General features: G+C 67.7%; 13 protein-coding genes. 5 read left to right on the top strand and 8 right to left on the bottom strand.

The window, feature by feature from the left end; all coding sequences use genetic code 11:
- Window positions 1–43: 43 nt before the first annotated feature.
- Window positions 44–598, bottom strand: a complete 555-nt coding sequence (locus tag AC06FD_RS07480; RefSeq protein ID WP_259203783.1) for a single-stranded DNA-binding protein — start codon at window positions 596–598, stop codon at window positions 44–46.
- A 322-nt stretch (window positions 599–920) separates the two neighbouring features.
- Between AC06FD_RS07480 and AC06FD_RS07475 the strand changes: the two genes are divergently transcribed.
- Window positions 921–1,952 (top strand): LacI family DNA-binding transcriptional regulator, encoded by a 1,032-nt coding sequence (locus tag AC06FD_RS07475; RefSeq protein WP_259203781.1) that lies wholly within the window; start codon window positions 921–923, stop codon window positions 1,950–1,952.
- 6 nt (window positions 1,953–1,958) lie between these two features.
- On the opposite strand, the gene AC06FD_RS07470 is transcribed toward AC06FD_RS07475, so the two are convergent.
- The gene (locus AC06FD_RS07470) at window positions 1,959–2,279 is read right to left on the bottom strand and encodes a hypothetical protein (RefSeq protein ID WP_478077460.1); all 321 of its coding nucleotides are present in this window, start codon (window positions 2,277–2,279) and stop codon (window positions 1,959–1,961) included.
- Window positions 2,280–2,443: 164 nt separating this feature from the next.
- On the opposite strand from AC06FD_RS07470, the gene AC06FD_RS07465 reads away from it, so the two are divergent.
- Window positions 2,444–3,337, top strand: a complete 894-nt coding sequence (locus AC06FD_RS07465) for an ABC transporter ATP-binding protein (protein WP_394161749.1) — start codon at window positions 2,444–2,446, stop codon at window positions 3,335–3,337.
- A 13-nt stretch (window positions 3,338–3,350) separates the two neighbouring features.
- A complete protein-coding gene (locus tag AC06FD_RS07460; RefSeq protein ID WP_478077459.1) occupies window positions 3,351–6,929 on the top strand; it encodes an ABC transporter permease/M1 family aminopeptidase in 3,579 nt (1,192 codons plus the stop codon).
- 47 nt (window positions 6,930–6,976) lie between these two features.
- Here AC06FD_RS07460 and AC06FD_RS07455 read toward each other — a convergent pair whose 3' ends face one another.
- From AC06FD_RS07455 to AC06FD_RS07430, 6 genes are all read right to left on the bottom strand, one after another.
- The gene (locus AC06FD_RS07455) at window positions 6,977–9,046 is read right to left on the bottom strand and encodes a hybrid sensor histidine kinase/response regulator (RefSeq protein ID WP_478077458.1); all 2,070 of its coding nucleotides are present in this window, start codon (window positions 9,044–9,046) and stop codon (window positions 6,977–6,979) included.
- Entirely contained in the window at window positions 9,036–10,535 is a 1,500-nt protein-coding gene (locus AC06FD_RS07450) for a DUF7125 family protein (protein ID WP_478077457.1), read from the bottom strand. The genes AC06FD_RS07455 and AC06FD_RS07450 overlap by 11 nt, the downstream gene beginning before the upstream one ends.
- Before the next feature lie 126 nt (window positions 10,536–10,661).
- Window positions 10,662–11,042 (bottom strand): SseB family protein, encoded by a 381-nt coding sequence (locus AC06FD_RS07445; RefSeq protein WP_478077456.1) that lies wholly within the window; start codon window positions 11,040–11,042, stop codon window positions 10,662–10,664.
- A gap of 107 nt (window positions 11,043–11,149) precedes the next feature.
- Complete coding sequence (locus AC06FD_RS07440) at window positions 11,150–12,871, bottom strand: alpha-amylase family glycosyl hydrolase (RefSeq protein WP_478077455.1); 1,722 nt, start codon at window positions 12,869–12,871, stop codon at window positions 11,150–11,152.
- A complete protein-coding gene (locus AC06FD_RS07435; RefSeq protein WP_394161761.1) occupies window positions 12,871–14,358 on the bottom strand; it encodes an MFS transporter in 1,488 nt (495 codons plus the stop codon). The genes AC06FD_RS07440 and AC06FD_RS07435 overlap by 1 nt, the downstream gene beginning before the upstream one ends.
- Window positions 14,355–16,589: a glucosidase family protein gene (locus AC06FD_RS07430; protein WP_478077454.1), complete on the bottom strand. Its 2,235-nt coding sequence runs from the start codon at window positions 16,587–16,589 to the stop codon at window positions 14,355–14,357. Before AC06FD_RS07430 ends, AC06FD_RS07435 begins: the two co-directional genes overlap by 4 nt.
- A gap of 244 nt (window positions 16,590–16,833) precedes the next feature.
- Here AC06FD_RS07430 and AC06FD_RS07425 point away from each other — a divergent pair, with 244 nt between their 5' ends.
- Window positions 16,834–18,900: a glycoside hydrolase family 97 protein gene (locus tag AC06FD_RS07425; protein ID WP_478077453.1), complete on the top strand. Its 2,067-nt coding sequence runs from the start codon at window positions 16,834–16,836 to the stop codon at window positions 18,898–18,900.
- Window positions 18,901–19,237: 337 nt separating this feature from the next.
- Window positions 19,238–21,988, top strand: a complete 2,751-nt coding sequence (locus AC06FD_RS07420; RefSeq protein WP_259203764.1) for a TonB-dependent receptor — start codon at window positions 19,238–19,240, stop codon at window positions 21,986–21,988.
- Window positions 21,989–22,209 lie beyond the last annotated feature (221 nt).

Genomic DNA, 22,209 nt, shown 5'->3' with positions numbered 1-22,209 from the left:
GCTGCGAAGCGGGCCTTTTGCGTGTGCAGGTAGCGACGGTGGCTTAGAACGGAATATCGTCGTCCGCGAAGTCATCCATCGGCGGCGCCGACTGCTGCGGCTGCTGCTGCGGACGCTGCTGGCCATAACCGCCACCCTGGCCACCCTGGCGCTGACCGCCGCCACCGCCACCGCCACCGTACTCCTGGCGCGGAGCCTGCTGGCGCTGCGGACGCTCGCCGCCGCCATAGTTGCCACCACCACCACCACCGCCGCCGCCTTCACCGCGGCCGCCCAGCATCTGCATTTCATCGGCAATGATGTCGGTGGAGTACTTCTCCACGCCGTCCTGGCCGGTGTACTTGTCGTAGCGCAGGCTGCCTTCGACGTAGACCGAGCTGCCCTTGCGCAGGTATTCGCCGGCGATTTCGCCAAGCTTGCCGAAGAACACCACCCGGTGCCATTCGGTGCGCTCCTGCTGGTTGCCATCCTTGTCCTTGCGGACGCTGGTGGTGGCCAGGCTGATGCGGGTGATCGCCATGCCGCCCTGGGTGTACTTCACGTCCGGGTCGTTGCCGAGGTTGCCGACCAGGATGACTTTATTGATGCCGCGCGCCATAGGGTTGCTCTTCCGTTGTCCGAGGGCAGGCCGCAGTCATATCACAGCCCCGGGCGGGGTGCAGATACGCGGGGCTGCCCCAGGTGAAATTGGGGGGTCCAGAAGGCACCATCTTACCATTGCCGCCGCCCCCGGCCCTGTCGGGATTCCGCCCGGAACCCACCAGATTCCTCCGCACGCCAAGCGCGGCGCGGGCGCGGTCGGGTTCGCACAGGCGCTGGGCCGGCCATGCCAAGGTCCGCCGGCCTGGCGTCTTTCGCGCGGGGCAAGGCCTTGCCGCCCATGGCATCATGCAGGTCGTCGTCCCCGCCGTACCCCCGCAATGACCATCCGAGGCAAAGCCACTTCCCTGGACATCGCCCACCTGGCCGGGGTGTCGCAGCCGACCGTCTCGCGCGCCCTGCGCGGCAGCCCGATGGTCAACCCGGAAACCCGCGAGCGCATCCTGCGCATCGCCCGGGAGCTGAACTACAAGGTGGACAAGAACGCCTCCAGCCTGCGCCTGCGCAATGCCGGCACGCTGGCCCTGCTGTTCTTCGAAGACCCGACCAACGACGACTCGCTGATCAACCCGTTCTTCCACGCCATGCTCGGCTCGATCACCCGCGCCTGCGCGCTGCGTGGCTACGACCTGCTGGTGTCCTTCCAGCAGCTGTCCACCGACTGGCAGGCCGACTACGAGGACAGCAACAAGGCCGACGGCATCATCCTGCTCGGCTACGGGGATTACCACGAGTCGCGCGAGCGCCTGCAGCGACTGGTCGAGCAAGGCACCCATTTCGTGCGCTGGGGCGCGGCGCTGCCCGACCAGCCCGGGGTCTCGATCGGCAGCGACAACTTCCAGGGCGGGTTCGACATCACCGCGCACCTGCTGGACCAGGGCTGCCGGCGCATCGCTTTCATCGGCCATGCCTCCAGCCACTACCCGGAATTCGAGGAACGCTACCGCGGCCACGTCGCGGCGATGGCGGCGCGTGGCATCAGCGCCGAGCCCGCCCTGCAGCACGATGCGATCACCACCGAGCAGGATGGGTTCGATGCCTGTCAGGCGCTGCTGGCACGCGGCGAAACCCTCGACGGGGTATTCGCGGCCAGCGACCTGATCGCGATCGGGGCGATGCGCGCACTGCGCGAGCACGGGCTGCGCATCCCGCAGGACGTGGCGCTGGCTGGCTTCGACGACATCCCGCTGGCCGCCTCGGTCTCGCCCACGCTCACCACCGTGCAGCAGGACACCAAGCAGGCCGGGCAGCTGCTGGTGGAGAAGCTGCTGGCGCTGATCAACGGCGAGGCGGTGGACGGCCAGACGATCGCCGTGAAACAGGTGCTGCGGGAATCGTCACGGCGCGGGTGAGACCGTTCAAGCAGGTGGTTTGCTCCAGCCAAACCAGCGGCTGAAGTTCAGAAAGCTGCATACCCCCATCGAAGCAGCCGGCCAGATCGCAGCAAGCATGCCCCATAGCCAGCGTCGTCTGCCTTGAGCGTGTGCGGCGTTCGCAAGGTGCCAGGCCACGCCCAGGTTCACCAGCCATGTCACCGCAAGGGCGAGCCCTTCGCCGTCGTAGCCCATATGGGAAAGCGCCACGCCTACGGCGGCACCTCCCAATACGCCCAGCAACCACATGACCGCCGCGATATCGAGGTGGCGCTTGCCGAGCGACGCGGATGCGGGGTCGATCATGGGATGGGCGTTGGCTGGGCAGTCCGCGCCGATCGTAGCCCGGGATTGTCGCTCTGCGCCATACCGCCCCCCACTCGCCTACCGATCCATGACTTACGGCGGATGCAGCGTCCCCGCTTTGCGCCCATAACTCGCTCTTCAACACAGGGAAAGGTGTCCGCCCCATGCTGCAGATCCGCTCGCTGTCCAAGACCTACGCCAACGGCGTGCACGCGCTCAACGGAGTGACGCTCGATATCCCGCGCGGCATGTTCGGCCTGCTCGGCCCCAACGGCGCGGGCAAGTCCTCGCTGATGCGTACCCTGTCCACCCTGCAGGAAGCCGACAGCGGCAGCGTGACCCTGGAGATTCCCGGCGAGCCGGTCATCGACGTGCTGCGCGACAAGGATGCGGTGCGGCGCCGGCTGGGCTACCTGCCGCAGGACTTCGGGGTGTATCCCAAGGTGAGCGCACTGGACCTGCTGGACCATTTCGCCGTGCTCAAGGGCATCACCCACAAGGCCCAGCGCCGCGAGGTGGTGGACGGGCTGCTGCAGCAGGTGAACCTGTGGGACGCGCGCAAGCGCAAGCTGGGCACCTATTCGGGCGGCATGCGCCAACGCTTCGGCATCGCCCAGGCATTGCTCGGCGATCCGCGCCTGGTGATCGTGGACGAGCCCACCGCCGGCCTGGACCCGGAGGAACGCAACCGCTTCCTCAACCTGCTGGCCGCCATCGGCGAGAACGTGGCGGTGATCCTGTCCACCCACATCGTCGAGGATGTCACCGACCTGTGCCCGAGCATGGCCATCATGAACAAGGGCCAGGTGCTGCTGACCGGCAAACCCAGCGATGCGATCGAGGCCCTGCAGCAGCAGGTCTGGCGCAAGCAGGTGGAGGCCGCCGAACTGGCCAGCTATGAAGCCAACCACGTGGTGCTGTCCACCCGCCTGGTGGGCGGGCGCCCGGTCATCCACGTGCACAGCGCCAGCGATCCGGGCGATGGGTTCCAGGCGGTCGCCCCCGACCTCGAGGATGTGTATTTCCAGCGACTGCGCCTGCAGTCGCGGGCCGCCTGACCGGAGCGCGCCCATGATCACCGCCTTCTTCCGCTTCGAGCTGCGCGAGCAGCTCCGTTCCCCCCTGTTCTGGCTGTTGTCGCTGCTGTTCGCCGCGCTGGCCTTCGCCGCGGGCTCCAGCGATGCGGTGCAGATCGGCGGCGGCGCCGGCAACGTGCACAGCAACGCGCCGATTGTGATCGCCCGCTTCATGGGCGTGTTCACCATAATGGGCATGCTGGTATCCACCCTGTTCGTCAGCAATGCATTGCTGCGCGATTTCGAACTGGGGACTGCCGAGCTGATCTTCGCCAGCCCGATCAAGCGCCGCGATTACCTGGCCGGGCGCATCCTGGCGGCGTTGTGCGCCGGGCTGCTGTTCTACGTGATCATCGCCGTGGGCCTGTTCCTGGCCCCGTTCATGCCCTGGGTGGACCCGGCGCGGATGGGGCCCATCTCGCTGCGTGGCTACGCGTGGACGTTCGCCTTCATCGTGCTGCCCAATCTGGTGTTCACCACCGCGTTGCTGGCGATGCTGGCCGCGCTCACCCGCTCGATTCTGTGGGTATACATCGGCCTGGTCGGCTACTTCGTGCTGTACGGGGTGAGCGCCTCGTTGCTGCGCGACATCGACAACACCTGGATCGCCACGCTGGGCGAGCCGATGGGCATGCGCGCGGTCGGGCGCACCGTGCGCTATTGGGCGGCCGAACAGAGCAACACCCAGCTGCCGCAGGTGGCCGGTTACCTGTTGGCCAACCGCGCGCTGTGGCTGGGCGTTGCCGCGGCCTTGTTCGCGGCGACCTTCGCGCTGTTCCGCACCGAGCGCAGTGGCAGCGGGCGACGTCGTTGGGGCCGGAAGGCCGCCGCGCCGGCACCTGCCGCATCGCGTCCCGCGCAGTGGGGGGTGCCGCGCATCCGCCCTGCGTTCGGCGCGGCCACGGGCTGGCAGCAGTACCTGCGCCAGGTCCGCTTCGATACCGCCGGCGTGCTGCGCAGCGTGCCGTTCCTGGTGCTGCTGGTACTGGGCCTGGCCAACTTCATTCCCGGCGCGCTGACGCAGGAATCGTTGTACGGCACGCCGATCTACCCGGTCACCGCCGAGATGCTGGCCTCGCTGCAGGGCGCGTACAGCTGGCTGCTGGTGATCATCGTGCTGTTCTACGCCGGCGAGCTGGTGTGGAAGGAACGCGCCGCGCGGCTCAATGAAGTCAACGATGCGATGCCGGTGCCGAACTGGGTGCCGCTGCTGGCCAAGTTCACCGTGCTGGTGGTGGTGATCGCCTGCTTCCAGGCGGTGGGCGCGGCGGTGTCGATGCTGCTGCAGCTGGGCCAGGGCTACACCCGGCTGGAGCCGCTGGTGTACCTACAGACGCTGGCGCTGGGCTCGGTGTTCTATGTGCTGATGGGCGGCATGGCGCTGGTGCTGCAGGTGCTGACCAACAACAAGTTCGCCGGCTATGCGCTGCTGATCGTGGTGATGATCGGCCAGGTCGCGCTCGGCCTGCTGGACTACACCCAGAACCTCTACAACTTCGGCAACTGGCCCAACGCGCCGTATTCGGACATGAACGGCTTCGGCCACTTCCTGGTCGGGCAGCTGGCGTTCCAGAGCTACTGGGCGCTGCTGCTGGCCGCGTTGCTGTGCCTGGCGTCGGCATTCTGGGTACGCGGGGTCGGAATGGGCCTGCGCCAGCGCATCACTCTTGCCCGCCATCGCCTGCGCGGCCCCGCTGGTGTGGGTGCGGCGCTGGCCATGGTGGGCTTCGCGGCGGTCGGCGGCTGGCTGTACTGGAACACCAACATCCGCAATGAATTCCTGTCGCCGGACCAGCAGCGCGACCTGCAGGCGCGTTACGAGCGCGAGCTGTCCAAGTACCGCGACCTGCCGCAGCCGCGCATCGTCGCGGTGGACAACCGGGTCGACCTGCATCCGGAAACCCAGTCGGTCACCATCGATGCCGACTGGACCGTGCGCAACAGCCATGCCACGCCCATTACCGACATCCATATCGCGATGGACGACGACCGCCAGCTGGTGGCCGTGGACCTGGGCGGGCAGACCCTACGTTTCCATGATGTCGACCTGGGCTACCGCATCTACCACTTGAATACACCATTGCAGCCGGGCGAGGAGCGCCGCGTGCACTTCCGCGTGGACCAGCATCCCGATGGCATCACCGCCGGGCAGGCCCCCACCGATGTGGTCGAAAACGGCAGCTTCTTCAACAGCCGCATGCTGCCCTCGTTCGGCTACGACGAGCGCGCGCAGCTGGAAGACCGCAACGAGCGCCGCAAGCGCGGCCTGGGCGAGCCGACCCGCATGCCGAAACTGGAGGATGAGGCCGCACGCGCCAACACCTACATTTCCGATGACGCCGACTGGCTCGACTTCCTCACCACCATCTGCACCGCGCCGGACCAGATCGCCCTCGCCCCCGGCTACCTGCAGGAGGAAAAGACGGTGGATGGCCGACGCTGCTTCCGCTATGCCATGGACCGGCCGATGCTGAACTTCTACGCGTACCTGTCGGCGCGCTGGCAGGTCAAGCGCGGCATGTACAAGGACATCCCGATCGAGGTGTACTTCGATCCGCGCCACAGCTACAACGTGGACCGCATGATCGAGGCGGTGCAGAAGTCGATGGCGTACTACGAGGCCAACTTCACCCCGTACCAGCACCGCCAGGTCCGCATCATCGAGTTCCCCGGCTACCAGAGCTTCGCCCAGTCCTTCGCCAATACCATTCCCTACTCCGAGTCGATCGGCTTCATCGCCGACCTGCGCGACCCGGACAAGATCGACTACGTGTTCTACGTCACCGCGCACGAGATCGCACACCAGTGGTGGGCGCACCAGGTGATCGGTGCCAACGTGCAGGGCGCCACGGTGCTGTCCGAGTCGCTGTCGCAGTACTCGGCGTTGATGGTGATGGAGAAGACGTACGGCCGCGCCCACATGCGCCAGTTCCTGAAGACCGAACTGGACCGTTACCTGGCCGGACGTGGCGGCGAGCGCATCGAGGAGCTGCCGCTGGAGCGGGTGGAGAACCAGCAGTACATCCACTACGAGAAGGGCTCACTGGTGTTCTACCGCCTGCGCGAGGAGATCGGCGAGGCGGCGCTCAACCGCGCGCTCAAGCGCTTCCTGGAGGACAAGGGTTACCAGCAACCGCCGTACACCACTTCGCGCGAGCTGTTGGCCTACATCCGCGCCGAGACCCCGGCCGACCGCCAGCAGGTGGTCACCGACCTGTTCGAGAAGATCACCCTGTACGACAACCGGCTGCTGGAGGCCAAGGCGCGCAGGCGGGCCGATGGCAAGTACGAGGTCACCCTCGCCCTGCATGCCGAGAAGCGCTACGCCGACGGCGGCGGCAAGGAAACGGCCGGGAAGATGGACGACTGGATCGAGGTAGGCGTGTTCGCCAATGCAGCCTCGGGCAAGGAGCGCGACCAGAAGGTGCTGTACCTGCAGCGCCACCACATCACCGAGGCGGCACCGACGATCACGGTGGTGGTGGACGGCAAGCCGGATGAAGCCGGGTTCGATCCGTACAACAAGCTGATCGACCGGGTGAGCGATGACAACCGGCGCAAGGTGAGCCTGTAGCGCACCGAACCTGGACCGTCATGACGCGTGGCCGCAGGCGGCCATGCTCACGCCACGTGGGACGCCTGCGCCTCGCCCATCGACTGGCGCACGGCGGCGCTGAATGCATCCAGGGGGAAGGGCTTGGCGATCATCGCCATGCCCTCCTCGAGGAACGCCGCGCGCTCCTGGGCTTTTTCCGCATAGCCGGTCATGAACAGCACCGGCAACTGCGGGCGTGACTGCCGCGCGATCTCGGCCAGCTGGCGGCCGTTGAGCCCCGGCAGGCCGACGTCGGTGATGAGCAGGTCGATGCCGCGCGCGGACTGCAGGATCGGGATCGCGCCATTGGCATCGCCCACCACCTGCACCTGGTAACCCAGGTCTTCGAGCACCACGGTGACCAGCATGCGCACCTGCTCGTCATCTTCGACCACCAGGATGGACTGGCCCGCCCCCAGCGCGACAGTGGCCACGCCCGGCGCCTTGTCCGGCTCGGCAGCGGGTTCGACCAACGGGATGTACAGCGAAACGGCGGTGCCCTGCCCCGGCGTCGAATCGATGGCGATGTGGCCGCCGGACTGCTGCATGAAGCCATACACCATCGACATGCCCAGGCCGGTGCCCTTGCCGATCGGCTTGGTGGTGAAGAACGGTTCGAACGCGCGCTCGACGACCTCGGGGGGCATGCCGGTACCGGTGTCGGCCACGGCCACCACGGTGTAGCGTCCAGCCGGGATGGTGGCGACCTCGTCCTCGCCGAGCTGCACCGCGGTGGTACTCAGTTCCAGCTCGCCACCGGCGGGCATCGCATCGCGGGCGTTGATGGCCAGGTTCAGCAGCGCGCTTTCGAACTGGTTGGTATCCAGTACGGCATGCAGGGGATCGCTGGCCAGCCGGGTGCGCACGACGATGCTCTCACCCAGGGTGCTGCGCAGCAGGTGCTGGATGGACCCGACCAGCTGGTTGAGCTCCACCGGCTTGGCGTCCAGCGACTGCCGGCGCGAGAACGCGAGCAGGCGCTGGGTCAGGCCGGCGGCGCGCTGGCTGGAGGCGGTGGCCGTGTCCAGGAAACGTTCGAGGTCGTCGACGCGGCCCATCTCCAGGCGCATCCGCACGATGTCCAGCGCCGACAGGATGCCGGTCAGCATGTTGTTGAAGTCGTGTGCGATGCCACCGGTGAGCTGGCCGATCGCCTCCATCTTCTGCGACTGCCGCAACGCCGCCTCGCTGGCCTCGCGCGCGGCCATCTGCGCCTCCAGCTCACGGGTGCGCTCGGCGACCATGGCCTCCAGCTCATGCGCGTGGCGCTGGCTGCTTTCCAGTGCGAGCTTGGCCACGGTGATATCGGTGACGAAGACATGGAAGCCGTCGATACTGCCGTCTGCGGCCACGCGTGGCGAGTAGCGCACTTCGCTGTCACGCCGCCCGCCATCGGCGCGTGGCCAGCTCACCTCATACTGCACTTCCTCGCCGGCGAGCGCGCGCTGCATGGCCGGCAGCCGGGCCTGCCACACATCGACACCCACGACCTCGCCCACGTGCTTGCCGATGACCTGCCCGATTGGCAGGTCGAACCACGCTTCGTAGGCCTTGTTGGCGAACCGGTAGTGCAGGCTGCGGTCGACGAAGGCGATCAGCACCGGCATCGCATCGGCAATCAGGCGCAGCTCGGACTCGCTGCGCACCAGGGCCAAGCGGCTGTCGGCCAGCGCCTGCATCTGGTCGCGGACCAGGTACTGCTTCTCGCGCGCGCGCAGCGCGCCCTGCACGGCGCTGAGCAGGGAGAGGCTACCCAACGGACGATCGAGCTCGATGACGTTGACCGAACGCGGCAACAGCCCGTCGGCCGGCGCACGCCGGTGCGCGCGCGGCGAACGCAGCAGGATGAACGGCAGGTCCGACCAGGCCGGATGCGCGGCCAACGCGGCCACCAGCGCGTCGACTCCGCCGGCGACGGCTTCCTCGGTGACCAGGGCCACGCCGGCCCGTTCGTCGAGCGAGTCGCTCAGGGCCGCCAGGGTGGGCAAGATGCGCGTACTGAGCCCGGCGGTATGCAGGACGGTGGCGATGCTGTCGGCGTCGCGGCCGAACGGTGCGACGATATGGACGATGCCGGCCCCGTCGTCATCCGGCATGCGAGTGGCCCAGCAGCGCGGCACTGTCGCCCACGAATTCCGGCGTGCCGGTGAGGATGCCCCGGAACTCCTTCAGCGGACCGCTCAGCGCCAGGCCCCTGCCATCGATCTTGAGCTCGCGGATGGTGTCTTCGTGCGCCCCGCCGCGGTTCTTGATCACCGAAATCGCCTTGCGGATCCGCCCCTGCGCCTCGAAGAAGCGGAACAGAATGACCGCATCGGCGATGTAGGACACGTTGAGGTTGCCGGTGGACATGGTGCCCACCAGGCCATGCTGCGGGTTGACTAGGAAGGTGACCACGCCCTTCTGGTTGAGGTAGGAGAGCATCTCGTGCAGCTGCAGCATGAGCTGCTTTTCCTGCGGCATGGCGGCGACGTAACCGTTGAGGCTGTCGATCATCAACACGCTGCAGCCGCGCTCCTCGACGGCCTTCTGGATGTTCCAGGAAAACTCGCCCGGGGAGATGTCGGCCGGGTCCATCTGCATGATTTCCAGCCGGCCCGATGCCAGGTGCTGGTGCAGGTCGATGTCCAGCGACTTGGCACGGGCCAGCAGGGTGCCCACGCGCTCGTCGAACTCGAAGATGCAGCACTGCTCGCCGCGTTCGCAGGCCGCCCAGATGTACTGCAGCGCGACGTTGGTCTTGCCGCTGCCGGCCGGGCCGGTCAACAGCGTGCAGGTGCCGCGCAGAGGGCCGCCGCCAAGCAGGTTGTCGATCTCGGCCACGCCGCTGCCGACCGCCGTTCCGTCGAACTGCTCGTGGTGCTGGTTGGCGATCAGGCGCGGGAACACCTCCAGGCCGCCGGCACGGATCACCATGTCGTGGTAACCGGCGATGAAGTCCACGCCCCGCAGCTTCTGCACCTGCAGGCGGCGCCGCGCCGGGCCGAAGTCCAGGGTCAGCCGTTCCAGCGAGAGCACGCCGTGGCAAAGGCTGTGCAGCTGGCCGTCGCGATCCTCGCTGGTGGAGGTGAGGTCGTCGACCAGGAAAACGGTGGCGCTCTTGGGCGCGAAAAACTGCTTGAGCGCCAGGATCTGGCGCCGATAGCGCAGCGAATCCTGCGACAACAGGCGCAGCTCGGAGAGCGAGTCGAACACCACGCGGCTGGGCCGGATGCGCTCCACTTCGCCCAGGATCAGGTTGACCGTTTCATCCAGCTCCACCTCCCAGGAGTGCAGCACCGACTGCAGGCGGCCATTGCCCAGCGCGTCCTCGGCCGAGCCCAGCTCGAACAGGTGCAGCCCGTCCAGCGACCAGCCATGCGCGGTGGCGACCTCGCGCAGCTCCTCGGCGGTCTCGGACAGGGTGATGTAGAGGCAGCGCTCACCCCTGCGCAGGCCTTCCAACAGGAACTGCAGCGACAGGGTGGTCTTGCCCGACCCTGGGGGACCTTCCAGCAGATACAGGCGCCCCTGCGGGAAACCGCCGCGGAGAATCTGATCCAGGCCCTGGATGCCGGTGGTGATGCGGGAGGATTGTGTCTGCATAGGTTCGCCAATTTCGACGCGGCGAGTCTAGCAACGGGCATTGTGTAGATATTGTGTGACCTGCCTGTCTTGCTAGAAGCAGATTAAGCAATGTGTAAACGGCGTAAAACGCCCTCCCGGCCGCCCTCAGGCAAAGTCCTTGAGGATCTCGCCGATGCCGGCCGGCGACAGCTCCATGCCCAACCGGGTGCCCGGGTTGACCACGACACCGTAGCCCCCCGGCACGCGCCTGAGCACCTCGATCATCTGCATGCGGATCGTATGCGGCGCCTGCTGGCTGTGGAACCCGACCCGCGCGATGTCGGTGAACACCGCCACGTGCAGCACGCCCTGCTTGTCGAACAGCAGCGGGTCGAACCCGCTGCCATCGGGGGTGACCAGGCTACCGGTCAGCAGCACCACCTCGGCCGCGACGAAGGCCTTCATGAACAGTGCGATCGGCAACTGGCCGTCCATCGCCGACTGCAGCAGGGTTTCAAGCGGATTCTGCGGAGGCAGTTCGATCACGGGCACTATTCCGGGGCGTGGCGGCCCCGGATTGTACCGGGAGTGCCGGCTGCCGGCCGGCCGGAGGCATACCCTGCCCCGATCGGCTGGCCGGCCAGTGGCCGGCGCTACCGTGCCAGGCGGGCGCTGCGCGCCTGCTGGTCGGCGGCGGCGCGCTGCAACTCGGCCAGCAGGGCGGCCTGGGCCACCGGCGCGTCCAGCAGGAACACCCGCACGCCGTGCGCCGGCACCTCGGCGGTCAGGCGGTCCTTGACCTGCTGGCTGCCGCCGCCCAGCGCATCGCGCCAGGTGCCTGCCTGCACATAGCGGCGCACCTCGATGTTGCGGGCGGCATCGCCCTTGTTGAGCAGCACCAGCGCCGTCTGGTGCGTGTCGCCCTGCTGGAGCACCCGGAAGAACACGGCTTCATCGCCCTGCAGCCGCTCGTTGACCTGCAGGCCGCGTTGCAGGGCCGGCGTGGCCGCACGCAGCTGGGCGATGCGCTGCAGCGGGCCGTAGATCGGGCTCTGCGCGGCAGCGTCGACGCGCGCCTGGCCGAAATAGGCGCGGTTGCCGGCATGTTCGGCGCGGCTGCGCATGAAGCCGGTTTCCGAGCCGTAGTACAGCACCGGAATGCCACGCGCGGTGAACAGCCAGTTGTGCGCGTCGATGAAACCGCTGTCGGTGGCGTCCAGGCGGGCCATGTCGTGGTTGTCGTAGAAGCTCATCAGCTCGTACGGGTTGGCGTACGGGCCGCCGACCAGGTGCAGGGGCTCGGCCAGGGTCTCAAACCCCTTCTGCTCCTTGCCGAACACCGACGACAACGCGCCACGCAACGGGAAATCGAGCACGCTGACGTTGGCATTGGCCGGCCAGGTGTGTTCGGCGATCTTGCCGGCGTCGTAGTCGAAGGCCTCGCCAAACATGAACATGCCCGGATGCGCGGCGCGGATGCGGCCGACGAATTCGTGCCACCACGGGTGCGGCAACCAGCCGATGGTATCGATGCGCAAGGCGTCCACGCCCTGCGCGGTCCACTGCAGGTAAGCCCCGACCAGGTAGTCCATCACCGCCGGGTTGTGCTCGTTGAAATCCGACAACTCGGCCAGGTTGCCATCGAAGATCGAGCCGTCCTTGCCATCCACCGGGCCGATGTTGTTGTAGAAGGCGTGCAGCGGGGTGTGCGCCGGGTCGAGCTGCTGCGGCGGCAGGTTCTGGTGGTCGGCGATCAGCGTGCCGTCCTTGTCGAAGATCTGCCCGAACTGCGGCTGGCGGGTGGGCATGGTCCAGGCCGGCGAGCCGTGGTTGCCGACGATGTCCAGCACCACTTTCAGTTTGGCCGCATGCAGGCCCCGGGTAAGCCCGGCAAAATCGAGGTCGGCACTGGGCAGGTGTTCATCGAGCCTGTAGAAGTTGATGCCCCAGTAGCCGTGGTAACCGGTCTTGCCGCGATCGGTCAGCGTGCTGCTGCAACTGATCGGCTTGCTGCCGGTGAAGGCCTCGTCGGGGTTGTCCACGATCGGGGTGATCCAGACCGCGCCAAAGCCCAGGTTGCGGATGTAGTCGGCATTGTCGAACACGCCCTTGAAGTCACCGCCGAGGTAGCCGATGTTGCCATCGACCTTGTCCGGGCACGGCACCGGGATGTCGAAGGTACGGTGTTTGCCGCCCTGGTCGCGGTGGTCGTTGGACGGGTCGCCGTTGACGAAGCGGTCGGTGACCACGAAGTACACCGCGTCGCTGGCGAACGGCTCGGTGGTGCCCACGTATTCGGGGCGCGGCGCGGCGATGGCCTGCGCCGACAGCAGCGCGAAGGACAGGCCCAGCGACAACCGGGAAAAACCATGCATCAGGCAAGCTCCTGTGTGGAAGGCACGCGCAGCACGCACACACCGGCCACGAACAGGCTGGCGCCGCCCAGGGCGAGCACGTGCATCGGATCGCCGCCCAGCCAGGTGCGCAGCATGAAGCCCAGCGCGCTGGCGGCGATCAACTGCGGGATGACGATGAAGAAATTGAACAGGCCCATGTAGATGCCCATCTTGGCCGCGGGCACGCTGTCGGACAGCAGCGCATACGGCAGCGACAGGATCGAGGCCCAGGCGAAACCGACGCCGACCATCGACAGCAGCAGCCAGGTGGGATCATCGATCACCGCCAGCGAGATCAACCCCAACCCGCCCAGCCACAGGTTGACCAGGTGGCTCCAGCGCAGGCCAAGCAGGCGCACCATCGGCGGAATCAGCAGCGCGGCCAGCGCGGCGAAGCCGTTGTACGCGCCGAACAGCACGCCCACCCAGTTGGCGCCCTCGTTGTAGGCGGCCGAGGCGGGATCGGTGGAACCGAAGTGGGTACCCGCCACGGCAGCGGTGGTGTAGATCCACATCGCGAACAGTGCGAACCACGAGAAGAACTGCACCCATGCCAGGCGCCGCATGGTCGGCGGCATCGCGCGCAGGTCATCGACGATCTGCGCCAGCATGTGCGTGCCGGGCAGCAGCCGCGAGGCGGCCAGCAGCAGGCCGTAGGCCGCACACAGCCCGGCCAGCACGTACAGCATCTTGTCGCCGCGCTGCGAGGCGATGGCCACGGCCAAGCCCGCGCCGATCAGCAGCCACAGCGCACTCTGGGCCCACGGCGGCGGGCCGGCCATGCGCGACGACTCTTGCGCGGCGGGCGGTTCGGCATCGGCGAAGCCCGCCAGCTCGGACGGCGCATATTCGCGGGTGCTGAACACCGTCCAGCAGATCGCGCCCAGCAGCACCGCTGCTCCCACGTAGAACGCGTAGCGCACCGTGTCCGGCACCTGCCCTGCCCCGGCGGTATTGGCCACGCCAACATGGGCCAGGATGAAGGGCAGGAAGCTGGCCACGATCGCGCCGATGCCGATGAAGAAGCTCTGCATCGCATAGCCGGTGGGCCGCTGGCGCGGTGCGAGCTGGTCGCCGACGAACGCGCGGAACGGTTCCATCGACACGTTGATCGACGCGTCCAGCACCCACAGCGTGCCGGCGGCGATCCACAACGTGGGCGAATTGGGCATCACCAGCAGCGCCAGCGTGGTCAGCACCGCGCCGACCATGAAGTACGGCCGGCGCCGGCCCCAGCGGGTCCAGGTGCGGTCGGACCAGTAACCGATCACCGGCTGCACCAGCAGCCCGGTCAGCGGCGCGGCGATCCACAGCCCCGGCACCGCATCCATCGGTGCGCCGAGGGTCTCGAAGATGCGGCTGGCATTGGCGTTCTGCAGGGCGAACCCGAACTGGATGCCGAGGAAGCCGAAGCACATGTTCCAGATCTGCCAGAACGACAGCGTGGGCTTGGCCGGGCGGTTCATCGGGCTGCCTCCGCCGTGGCGGCGATCGGGGCGATCAGCAACGCGCTGACCGTGGCCTGGTTGAGCACGCCATCGCGGCCGCCCTTGCCGCCGTTGTAGCTGGCAAAGTGCGCCAGTGCGCTCATGTTGAAACCCGCTTCCAGCGTGAAGCGGCAGCGGCCCCGGGGCAGGTCGAATTCGACCGCGGTGGAGGCCTGCGGGCCCACGCTGTGCGGCATCACCACGCTGGCGCGCTGCGCCGGCTGGCCCGGGCACTGCGCGACCACCTGCTTCACCGCCGCGGTGACGCCGGTGTTGATCGGGCCGTTGGAATTGTCGTAGCGCAGGCGAACGCGCACGCGGGTGGGAGCGGCGGCGCTCCAGGCCCAGGCCGTGGCCCCGTTGAGGCGCTGCTGCGGGCCGACGCAGCTCATCGGGCTGTGCAGGGATTCCAGCGCACCGTCGCGGCGGGTGAGGCTGAGGCAGTGCTGGTGGCCGTCGTCGCGGACGGTGAGCGGCGAGGCGGTGGTGACCTCGCGGCCGTCCAGCCACAGCACGTGGTTGGCGGGAACTGGAATCGACCAGGTCTTGCCGCGTTTGACCGGTTCGGGTGCGGTGGGGGTGGTGGGGGCATAGGCGGCTGCGGAAGCAGGAGCAGGAGCAGGAGCAGGAGCAGCCGAGCGTGGCTCGGCTCTACCGGGGCCGGTTGCTGCGGTTTGTGGCTGCGCCATCAATTGCACGGTGACGGTGTTGTTCTTGCGCACGATGTTCTTTGCCACCAGCAACGCGCCCTCCAGCTTGCGCGGGCGCTTGAGCACGTAGCGGGTCGTGCCGTCGTCCAGCTCGATGCTGCTGCGCTTGCCGAACAACTGCGGCACCAGCGCGGTCGGCAGTTTCGGGGCGACGTTGCCGTCGGCGTCCACGCCGAACACGCCCTCCAGCACCATCGACAGGTAGCCGGCCACCGACCACAACTGGCGCGGCGAGTTGACCACCGGGCCGCTCAACGCCCCTTCGTCGACATGCACCGCCAGGCGGCGCATCTCGTAGTTTTCCATGTTGGACCCGGCCAACGCGGTGCCGCGCATCAGCGATTCGATCTCCAGCTGGATGCGGGCGGCGTCATCGAGACGGCGTGCGGCGCGCAGCGAGTACGCACTGACGAACAGCCAGACCGCGCGATTGTGGTAGATCGGCTGCCGTGCCTCCTGGGGCCACACCACCGGGCTGCCCCCTTCCACTGCCGGGTAGTTGGCCAGCGCGCGACGCGCGCGGTCGGCGGGGAACACATCGGCCAGCACGCCCAGCGAGATCGCCAGCAGGTCGTACTTGGCGTACGGCACCGGGTGCGCCGCTTCGCCGATGTAGCTCATGTACAGGCCGGCGTCCCCGCGCCAGAAGCGCGCGTCGATCTGCGTGGCCAGCGCATCGGCCCAGCCGGCGTACTGGCTGGCGCGGTCGTCGCCACGGTCGCGTGCGAGCCGCTCGGCCAGGCGCAGCGCCTGGTAGTGCAGCACGTTGGTGGACAGCGCGAACGACTCGCCGATGAAGCGCACGTCCTGGCGGGTCCAGTCCGGGTAGGTCTGTTCGCGCCAGTCCAGGAACGAGGTCTCGCCGCGGTACAGGCCCACGCGCGGGTCGAACACCGCGGCGCGGTCCTGCGCCAGGGTGGCCTGCAACGCCTGCCAGACCTGGTCGGCAAACGCGGGGTCGGCCAGCAGGCCGCGCGCGGCCAGGAACCACACCACGCGGTCGCTGCTGATCGGCCAACTGCCGCCCGAGCCGGTGTCCTGGGCCACGAACAGCCCCGGCGTCTTCCCGTCGCGCGCGGCCGAGAGCTTGAACTGCAGCGACTGCCGGGTCCGCACCGGGTCCAGCCGCGACAGCGCCAGGTCGGCGGCGAAGCTGACATCGCGGGTCCAGACGTACGGCCAGCGTTCGCCGGTCTGGAAGCAGTCGCACGGCACCGGGTTGCCCTGGTTGAAGGCCGGATCGCGGATCGCGTCGACGCGGTCGGCGTCCAGCTCCTGCTGGGCCAGGGCGAACAGCGCATCGAACAGCACGCTGTCGGTGCGGCTGCGCATCGGCTGCGCGGCGATCGCCACGTCGTGCCCGGGCGCATGCAGCTGGAAGCCGCCGTCGGCAGCAGGGGTGGCGCGCGCGGTGCGGCCATCGAAAGTGAGGTCCGCCGCGGTTGCGGTCGAACCCAGCGCCAGCCCGAGGGCAGCGGTCAGGCAGATCATCTTCAGCATCGAAGCGGCATCCCGGCTTGCACCCGGTGCCTCCCTCCCTCTTTGCACGCGTTGTGGTTACGCAGACCGCCACGACGATGGGCAACGGTTGCGCTCGCGGCCCCCTCCCAGGGTGCCTGGCCCCATGGTAGACGGCACGCCCGGATGCGCGCCCCTTTGCATACGTATTCATGGCGATGCGGCGGGACCACCGCGCTTGCGTGGCTATAGTCCGAGCCATGTTCCGGCCGCCTTGGGAGGGGAAATGCCGACGAAACCGCATCACGTGCGTGGATGGCACGCGCCTGGCCGCCTGCCCTGGCTGGCGCTCGGGTTGTCCCTGCTGGCCTTCATCGCCCGCGCCGAACCGGTCACGGTGGCCAGCGTCGCGTCCCCCGGCAACGTGTTGACGGTATCGCTGCAACTGGACGGCGGCACGCCCAGCTACCGCGTCGAACGCCTGGGCGACAACGTGGTGGCCGACTCGCGGCTCGGCTTCCAGCTCCGCGATGGGCGGCTCGATCGCGATCTGACCGTACTGGGCCAGGCCACGCGTTCGTTCGACGAGACCTGGGAGCAGCCGTGGGGCGAGCGCCGTCGGGTACGCAACCACTACAACGAAGTGGCCGTCCAGCTCGGCGAGCGCGGCGGTGCCGGGCGCCGGTTCGAGGTGGTGTTCCGCGTCTACGACGACGGCCTCGGCTTCCGTTACCGCTTCCCCGAGCAGGCCGGCATGCGCGAGGCGATCATCGATGACGAGCTGACCGAGTTCGCGATCGCGCCCGACGCCACCGCGTGGTGGATCCCGGCCGGCGAACCGATCCACTACGAATACCTGTACCAGCGCACGCCGCTGGACCAGGTGCCGCTGGTGCACACCCCCATTACCCTGCGCAGCCGCGATGGCCTGCACGTGGCGATCCACGAGGCAGCGTTGGTCGACTACGCCGGCATGTGGCTGCGCCGCATCGACAGCCAGCGCCTACGCGCGCAACTGTCGCCCTCGGCCGAAGGCTGGAAGGTGCGGCGCACCCTGCCCTTCGCCACCCCGTGGCGCACGCTGCAGATCAGCGACCGCGCCGGCGGCCTGGTCGAATCGGACCTGATCCTCAACCTCAACGAGCCCAACGCGCTGGGTGATGTGAGCTGGGTCAAGCCGTCCAAGTACCTGGGCGTGTGGTGGTCGATGCACCTGGACCAGGAAAGCTGGGCGACCGGCCCGAAACATGCCGCGACCACGGCGAAAACGAAGAAGGTGATCGACTTCGCCGCCGCGCACGGCTTCCGTGGCGTGCTGGTGGAAGGCTGGAATCCCGGCTGGGACGGCAACTGGGTGGGCAACGGCGACGCCTTCGATTTCACCCGCCCCACCGCCGACTTCGACATCGAGGCGCTGTCGGCGTATGGCGCGAAGAAAGGCGTGCGCCTGATCGGCCACCACGAAACCGGCTGCGCGGTGGAGCACTACGAAGACCAGCTCGGGGCCGCGCTGGACCTGTATGCACGGCTGGGCGTGGACTCCTTCAAAAGCGGCTACGTGTGCGACGACGGCCAGGTGGACCGGCGCAACCCGGCTGGCGGCCCGCTGTGGCGCGAGTGGCACGACGGCCAGTTCATGGCCCGCCATCACCTCAAGGTGGTGCAGGAAGCGGCCAGGCGCCACATCGCGGTCAACCCGCACGAGCCGATCAAGGACACCGGGCTGCGCCGCACCTACCCCAACTGGATCTCGCGCGAAGGCGCCCGTGGCATGGAGTACAACGCCTGGGGGCAGCCGCCGAATCCGCCCGACCACGAGGTCAACCTGGTCTTCACCCGCCTGCTGGCCGGACCGATGGACTACACCCCCGGCATCCTCAGCCTCAAGGGCCGTGGCGGCCAGGCCATCCCCAGCACGCTGGCCCGCCAGCTGGCGCTGTACGTGGCGATCTACAGCCCGATCCAGATGGCCGCCGACCTGCCCGAGCACTACCTGCAGCATCGCGAGGCGTTCCGCTTCATCGAGGACGTGGCGGTGGACTGGGACGACTCGCGCGTGCTCAACGGCGAGGTGGGCGACTACGTGACGATCGTGCGCAAGGACCGCCACAGCCGCGACTGGTTCCTCGGCAGCATCACCGACGAACACGGCCGCGTGCTGCCGGTGTCGCTGGGCTTCCTGGAACCGGGCGTGCGCTACCGCGCGGAGATCTACTGCGATGGCGACGGTGCGGATTTCCGCCGCAATCCGTTCGCCTTCGTCCGCGACACCCGCGAGGTCACCAGTGCCGACGCGCTGACGCTGGTGCGGGCACCCGGCGGCGGCCAGGCGATCCGCTTCACGCCGTTGTAAGGGTCCCGGCGCCCTGCGGAATGCCGGCCGTCGGCGCGTCTGGAGGAGGGCCCCCTGAGTCAGGGGGGGGGCGCTGCCGAAGGCACGGGGATTCGGGTGTATGTGCGACAGGGCTTCGCGGTGTGCGACGCAAACCGTGGCGCGGCAGCGCGACTGCGATGACGCACCTGTAACCGGTTCCAATGCGGTAAACGCCATTGAATACGTATGCAGGGTGATTCACGCCGATGGCGCGCTGCCTACCATAGCCACGCAGTCAACGGCCACCGCGCCATGACGCTCCCGGGTCTTCCGGGCAACCACAAAATCGATTGGCAACATTGCCTGGGAGGGGAAAATGTTGAACTGCAAGCGCAGCGCGCTGAGTATCGCGCTGGCCGTCGCCCTGACGCCGTTGGTGGCGTCGGCGCAGACCGCCGAACCCACTACGCCGACAGGGACCGCGGCCACCAACCTGGACACCGTGCAGGTCACCGGCATCCGCCGGGGCATCGAGAACGCGATCGCGATCAAGCAGGACGCCACTTCGGTGGTCGAGGCGATCTCGGCCGAAGACATCGGCAAGCTGCCCGATGTGAGCATCGCCGAATCGCTGGGCCGACTGCCCGGCCTGGCCGCCCAGCGCGTGGCCGGCCGCGCCCAGGTGATCAGCGTGCGCGGCCTGTCGCCGGACTTCGCCACCACCCTGCTCAACGGGCGTGAAGTGGTCAGCACCGGCGACAACCGCAGCGTCGAGTTCGATCAGTACCCCTCGGAACTGGTCAACGGCGTCACCGTGTACAAAACCCCCGATGCGGCACTGGTCGGCCAGGGCCTGTCGGGCACGATCGACATGCAGACCGTGCGCCCGCTCAGCTTCGCCGAGCGCGTGATCGCCATCAGCGGTCGCTACCAGAAGAGCTCGCTGGGCAAGGCCGCCAACGTCGACCCGTACGGCAACCGTTTCAGCGCCAGCTACATCGACCAGTTCCTGGACAACACCTGGGGCGTGGCGATCGGCTACGCGCACAGCGACATGCCGATCCAGGAAAACCAGGTGGGCCTGTACGAACCGTGGACCACCGAACAGACCGACCAGGGCAACCGCCCCGGTCTGGCCCCGGGCACGGTGTTCTCCGACGGCATCAAGGCGCTGCGCCGCACCGGCAACAACAAGCGCGACGGGCTGATGGCCACGGTGCAGTTCCGCCCGTCGAACGTGTGGACCAGCACCCTGGATGCGTTCCACACCGAAGCCGAGCAGATCGACACCGCCAACCAGTTCGAGCTCAACCTCAGCAACTACAACGGCGGCTACACCCCGGGCCTGCTGATCACCAACCCGCAGGTCAACGCCGATGGCACCTTCACCGGCGGCGTCGCCACCGGCGTGTATCCGCTGGTGCGTGGCATGTACAACACGCGCAAGGACAAGATCGACGCGTTCGGCTGGAACAACGAGTTCAACTTCGAGCGGGTGAAGGTCGTTGCCGACGTGAACTACTCCAAGGCCACGCGCGATGAGCTGAACCTGGAAAACAACCTGCAGCTCACCCCGATGCCGCAGCTGGATTCGGTGGGCGTGGTGGTCAAGCCGGATGGTTTCTCGCAGATCAGCCCGGGCCTGGACTATTCCAATCCCGATGCGCTGTTCCTGACCAACACCATCTACGGCTCCGGCTACGGCAAGGTGCCGATGGTGGAAGACCGGCTGAAGGGCGCGCGCCTGCAGGCCACCTTCGCCCTGCCCGAGGCGATGAAGTGGTTCGCCGACGTGGACGTGGGCGTGAACTACGCCGACCGCCGCAAGGAGAAGACCCAGGCCGAGGGCAACATCCTGCTCGGTGACCAGGGCGATGCCAACATCGCCAGCGACCTGCAGTACGCCCCGGTCAACCTGGGCTTCGCCGGCATCGGCCGCATTCCGTCCTGGAACGTGCCGGCGGCGGTGGACCGCTACATGGTGTTCAACCCGGTCACCAACCTGGACTACCTGATTCCCAAGGCGTGGACGGTGCAGGAAAAGACCAGTACGGCCTGGGTGCGCGCCAACATCAACACCGATATCGGCGACGTGGGCGTGCGTGGCAACATCGGCGTGCAGATGGTGCGCACCGACCAGAGCTCGCAGTCCAACTACTTCGATCGTTCGCGCCCGGCAGGCCAGGAAGTGCTGCCGATCGATGCCGGCAAGACCTACACCGACTGGCTGCCCAGCTTGAACCTGGTCTTCATGTTCCCGCACCAGCAGACGCTGCGGTTCGCGGCGGCCAAGCAGGTGGCACGCCCGCGCGTGGACCAGATGCGCGCCGGCCTGGAGTTCGGCGTGGACACGTCCACGGGCAAGCCGGGCGGCAGCGGCGGCAACCCGCTGCTGGATCCGTGGCGCGCCAATGCCATCGATCTGTCGTACGAGAAGTATTTCGGCGAGAAGGCCTACGTGGCCGCGGCGATCTTCTACAAGGACCTCAAGTCCTACGTGTACACGCAGTCGCGCGATGATTACGACTTCAGCGACCTGCTGGCCAGCTACGTGCCGCCGCCGGGCATGATCGTGCCGGTGCAGCAGACCGGCACGTTCTCGGCACCGCAGAACGGTGAGGGTGGCACGCTGAAGGGCCTGGAGCTGACCGCTTCGTTCCCGCTGGAGATGCTGACCGAGAGCCTGCGTGGCTTCGGCGTGCAGGCCAGCGCGACGTTCAACGACAGCGACATCAAGATCCTGGACCCGGAAAGCGCGTCCAGCGTGGGCAGCGATCCGATCAGCCTGCCGGGCCTGTCCAAGCGGGTGTACAACTTCACGGCCTACTACGAGCGCAGCGGTTTCGAAGCCCGCATCAGCCAGCGTCGGCGCTCGGATTTCATCGGTGAGATCGGCAACTTCAACGGTAACCGCACGCTGCGCTATGTGGTCGGCGAGAACGTCACCGATGCGCAGGTCAGCTACACCTTCGCCGACAGCAGCAGCCTGCACGGGCTGACCCTGCTGCTGCAGGGAAGCAACCTGACCAACGAGCCGTACCGCACCTACGCCGGCACCAAGGACCGTCCGCTGGAATACGTGGAATGGGGCCGCACTTACATGCTGGGCGTGAACTACAAGTTCTGATGCGGTAGTGCCATTGCTGCATCAACAGAGAACCCGCTGCTTCGGCAGCGGGTTTTTTGTTGGGCAATCGAAGGTTGCAGCGCGCAGGTCGGCGGATCGGGCGCTGGGTCCCCATGCCCGACCCACCGACCAAAGCCAGAAACGCCTGGCTTCCTCCTGCGCACCGCAAGCCGAACCGCGTGGCAGCCGCTAGGCCCCTGGGCAAAATAAAGGACGAGGCC

This window comes from Stenotrophomonas sp. Steno-Z1 (assembly GCF_056393175.1).
This window is presented reverse-complemented; position numbering and strand designations above follow the sequence as displayed.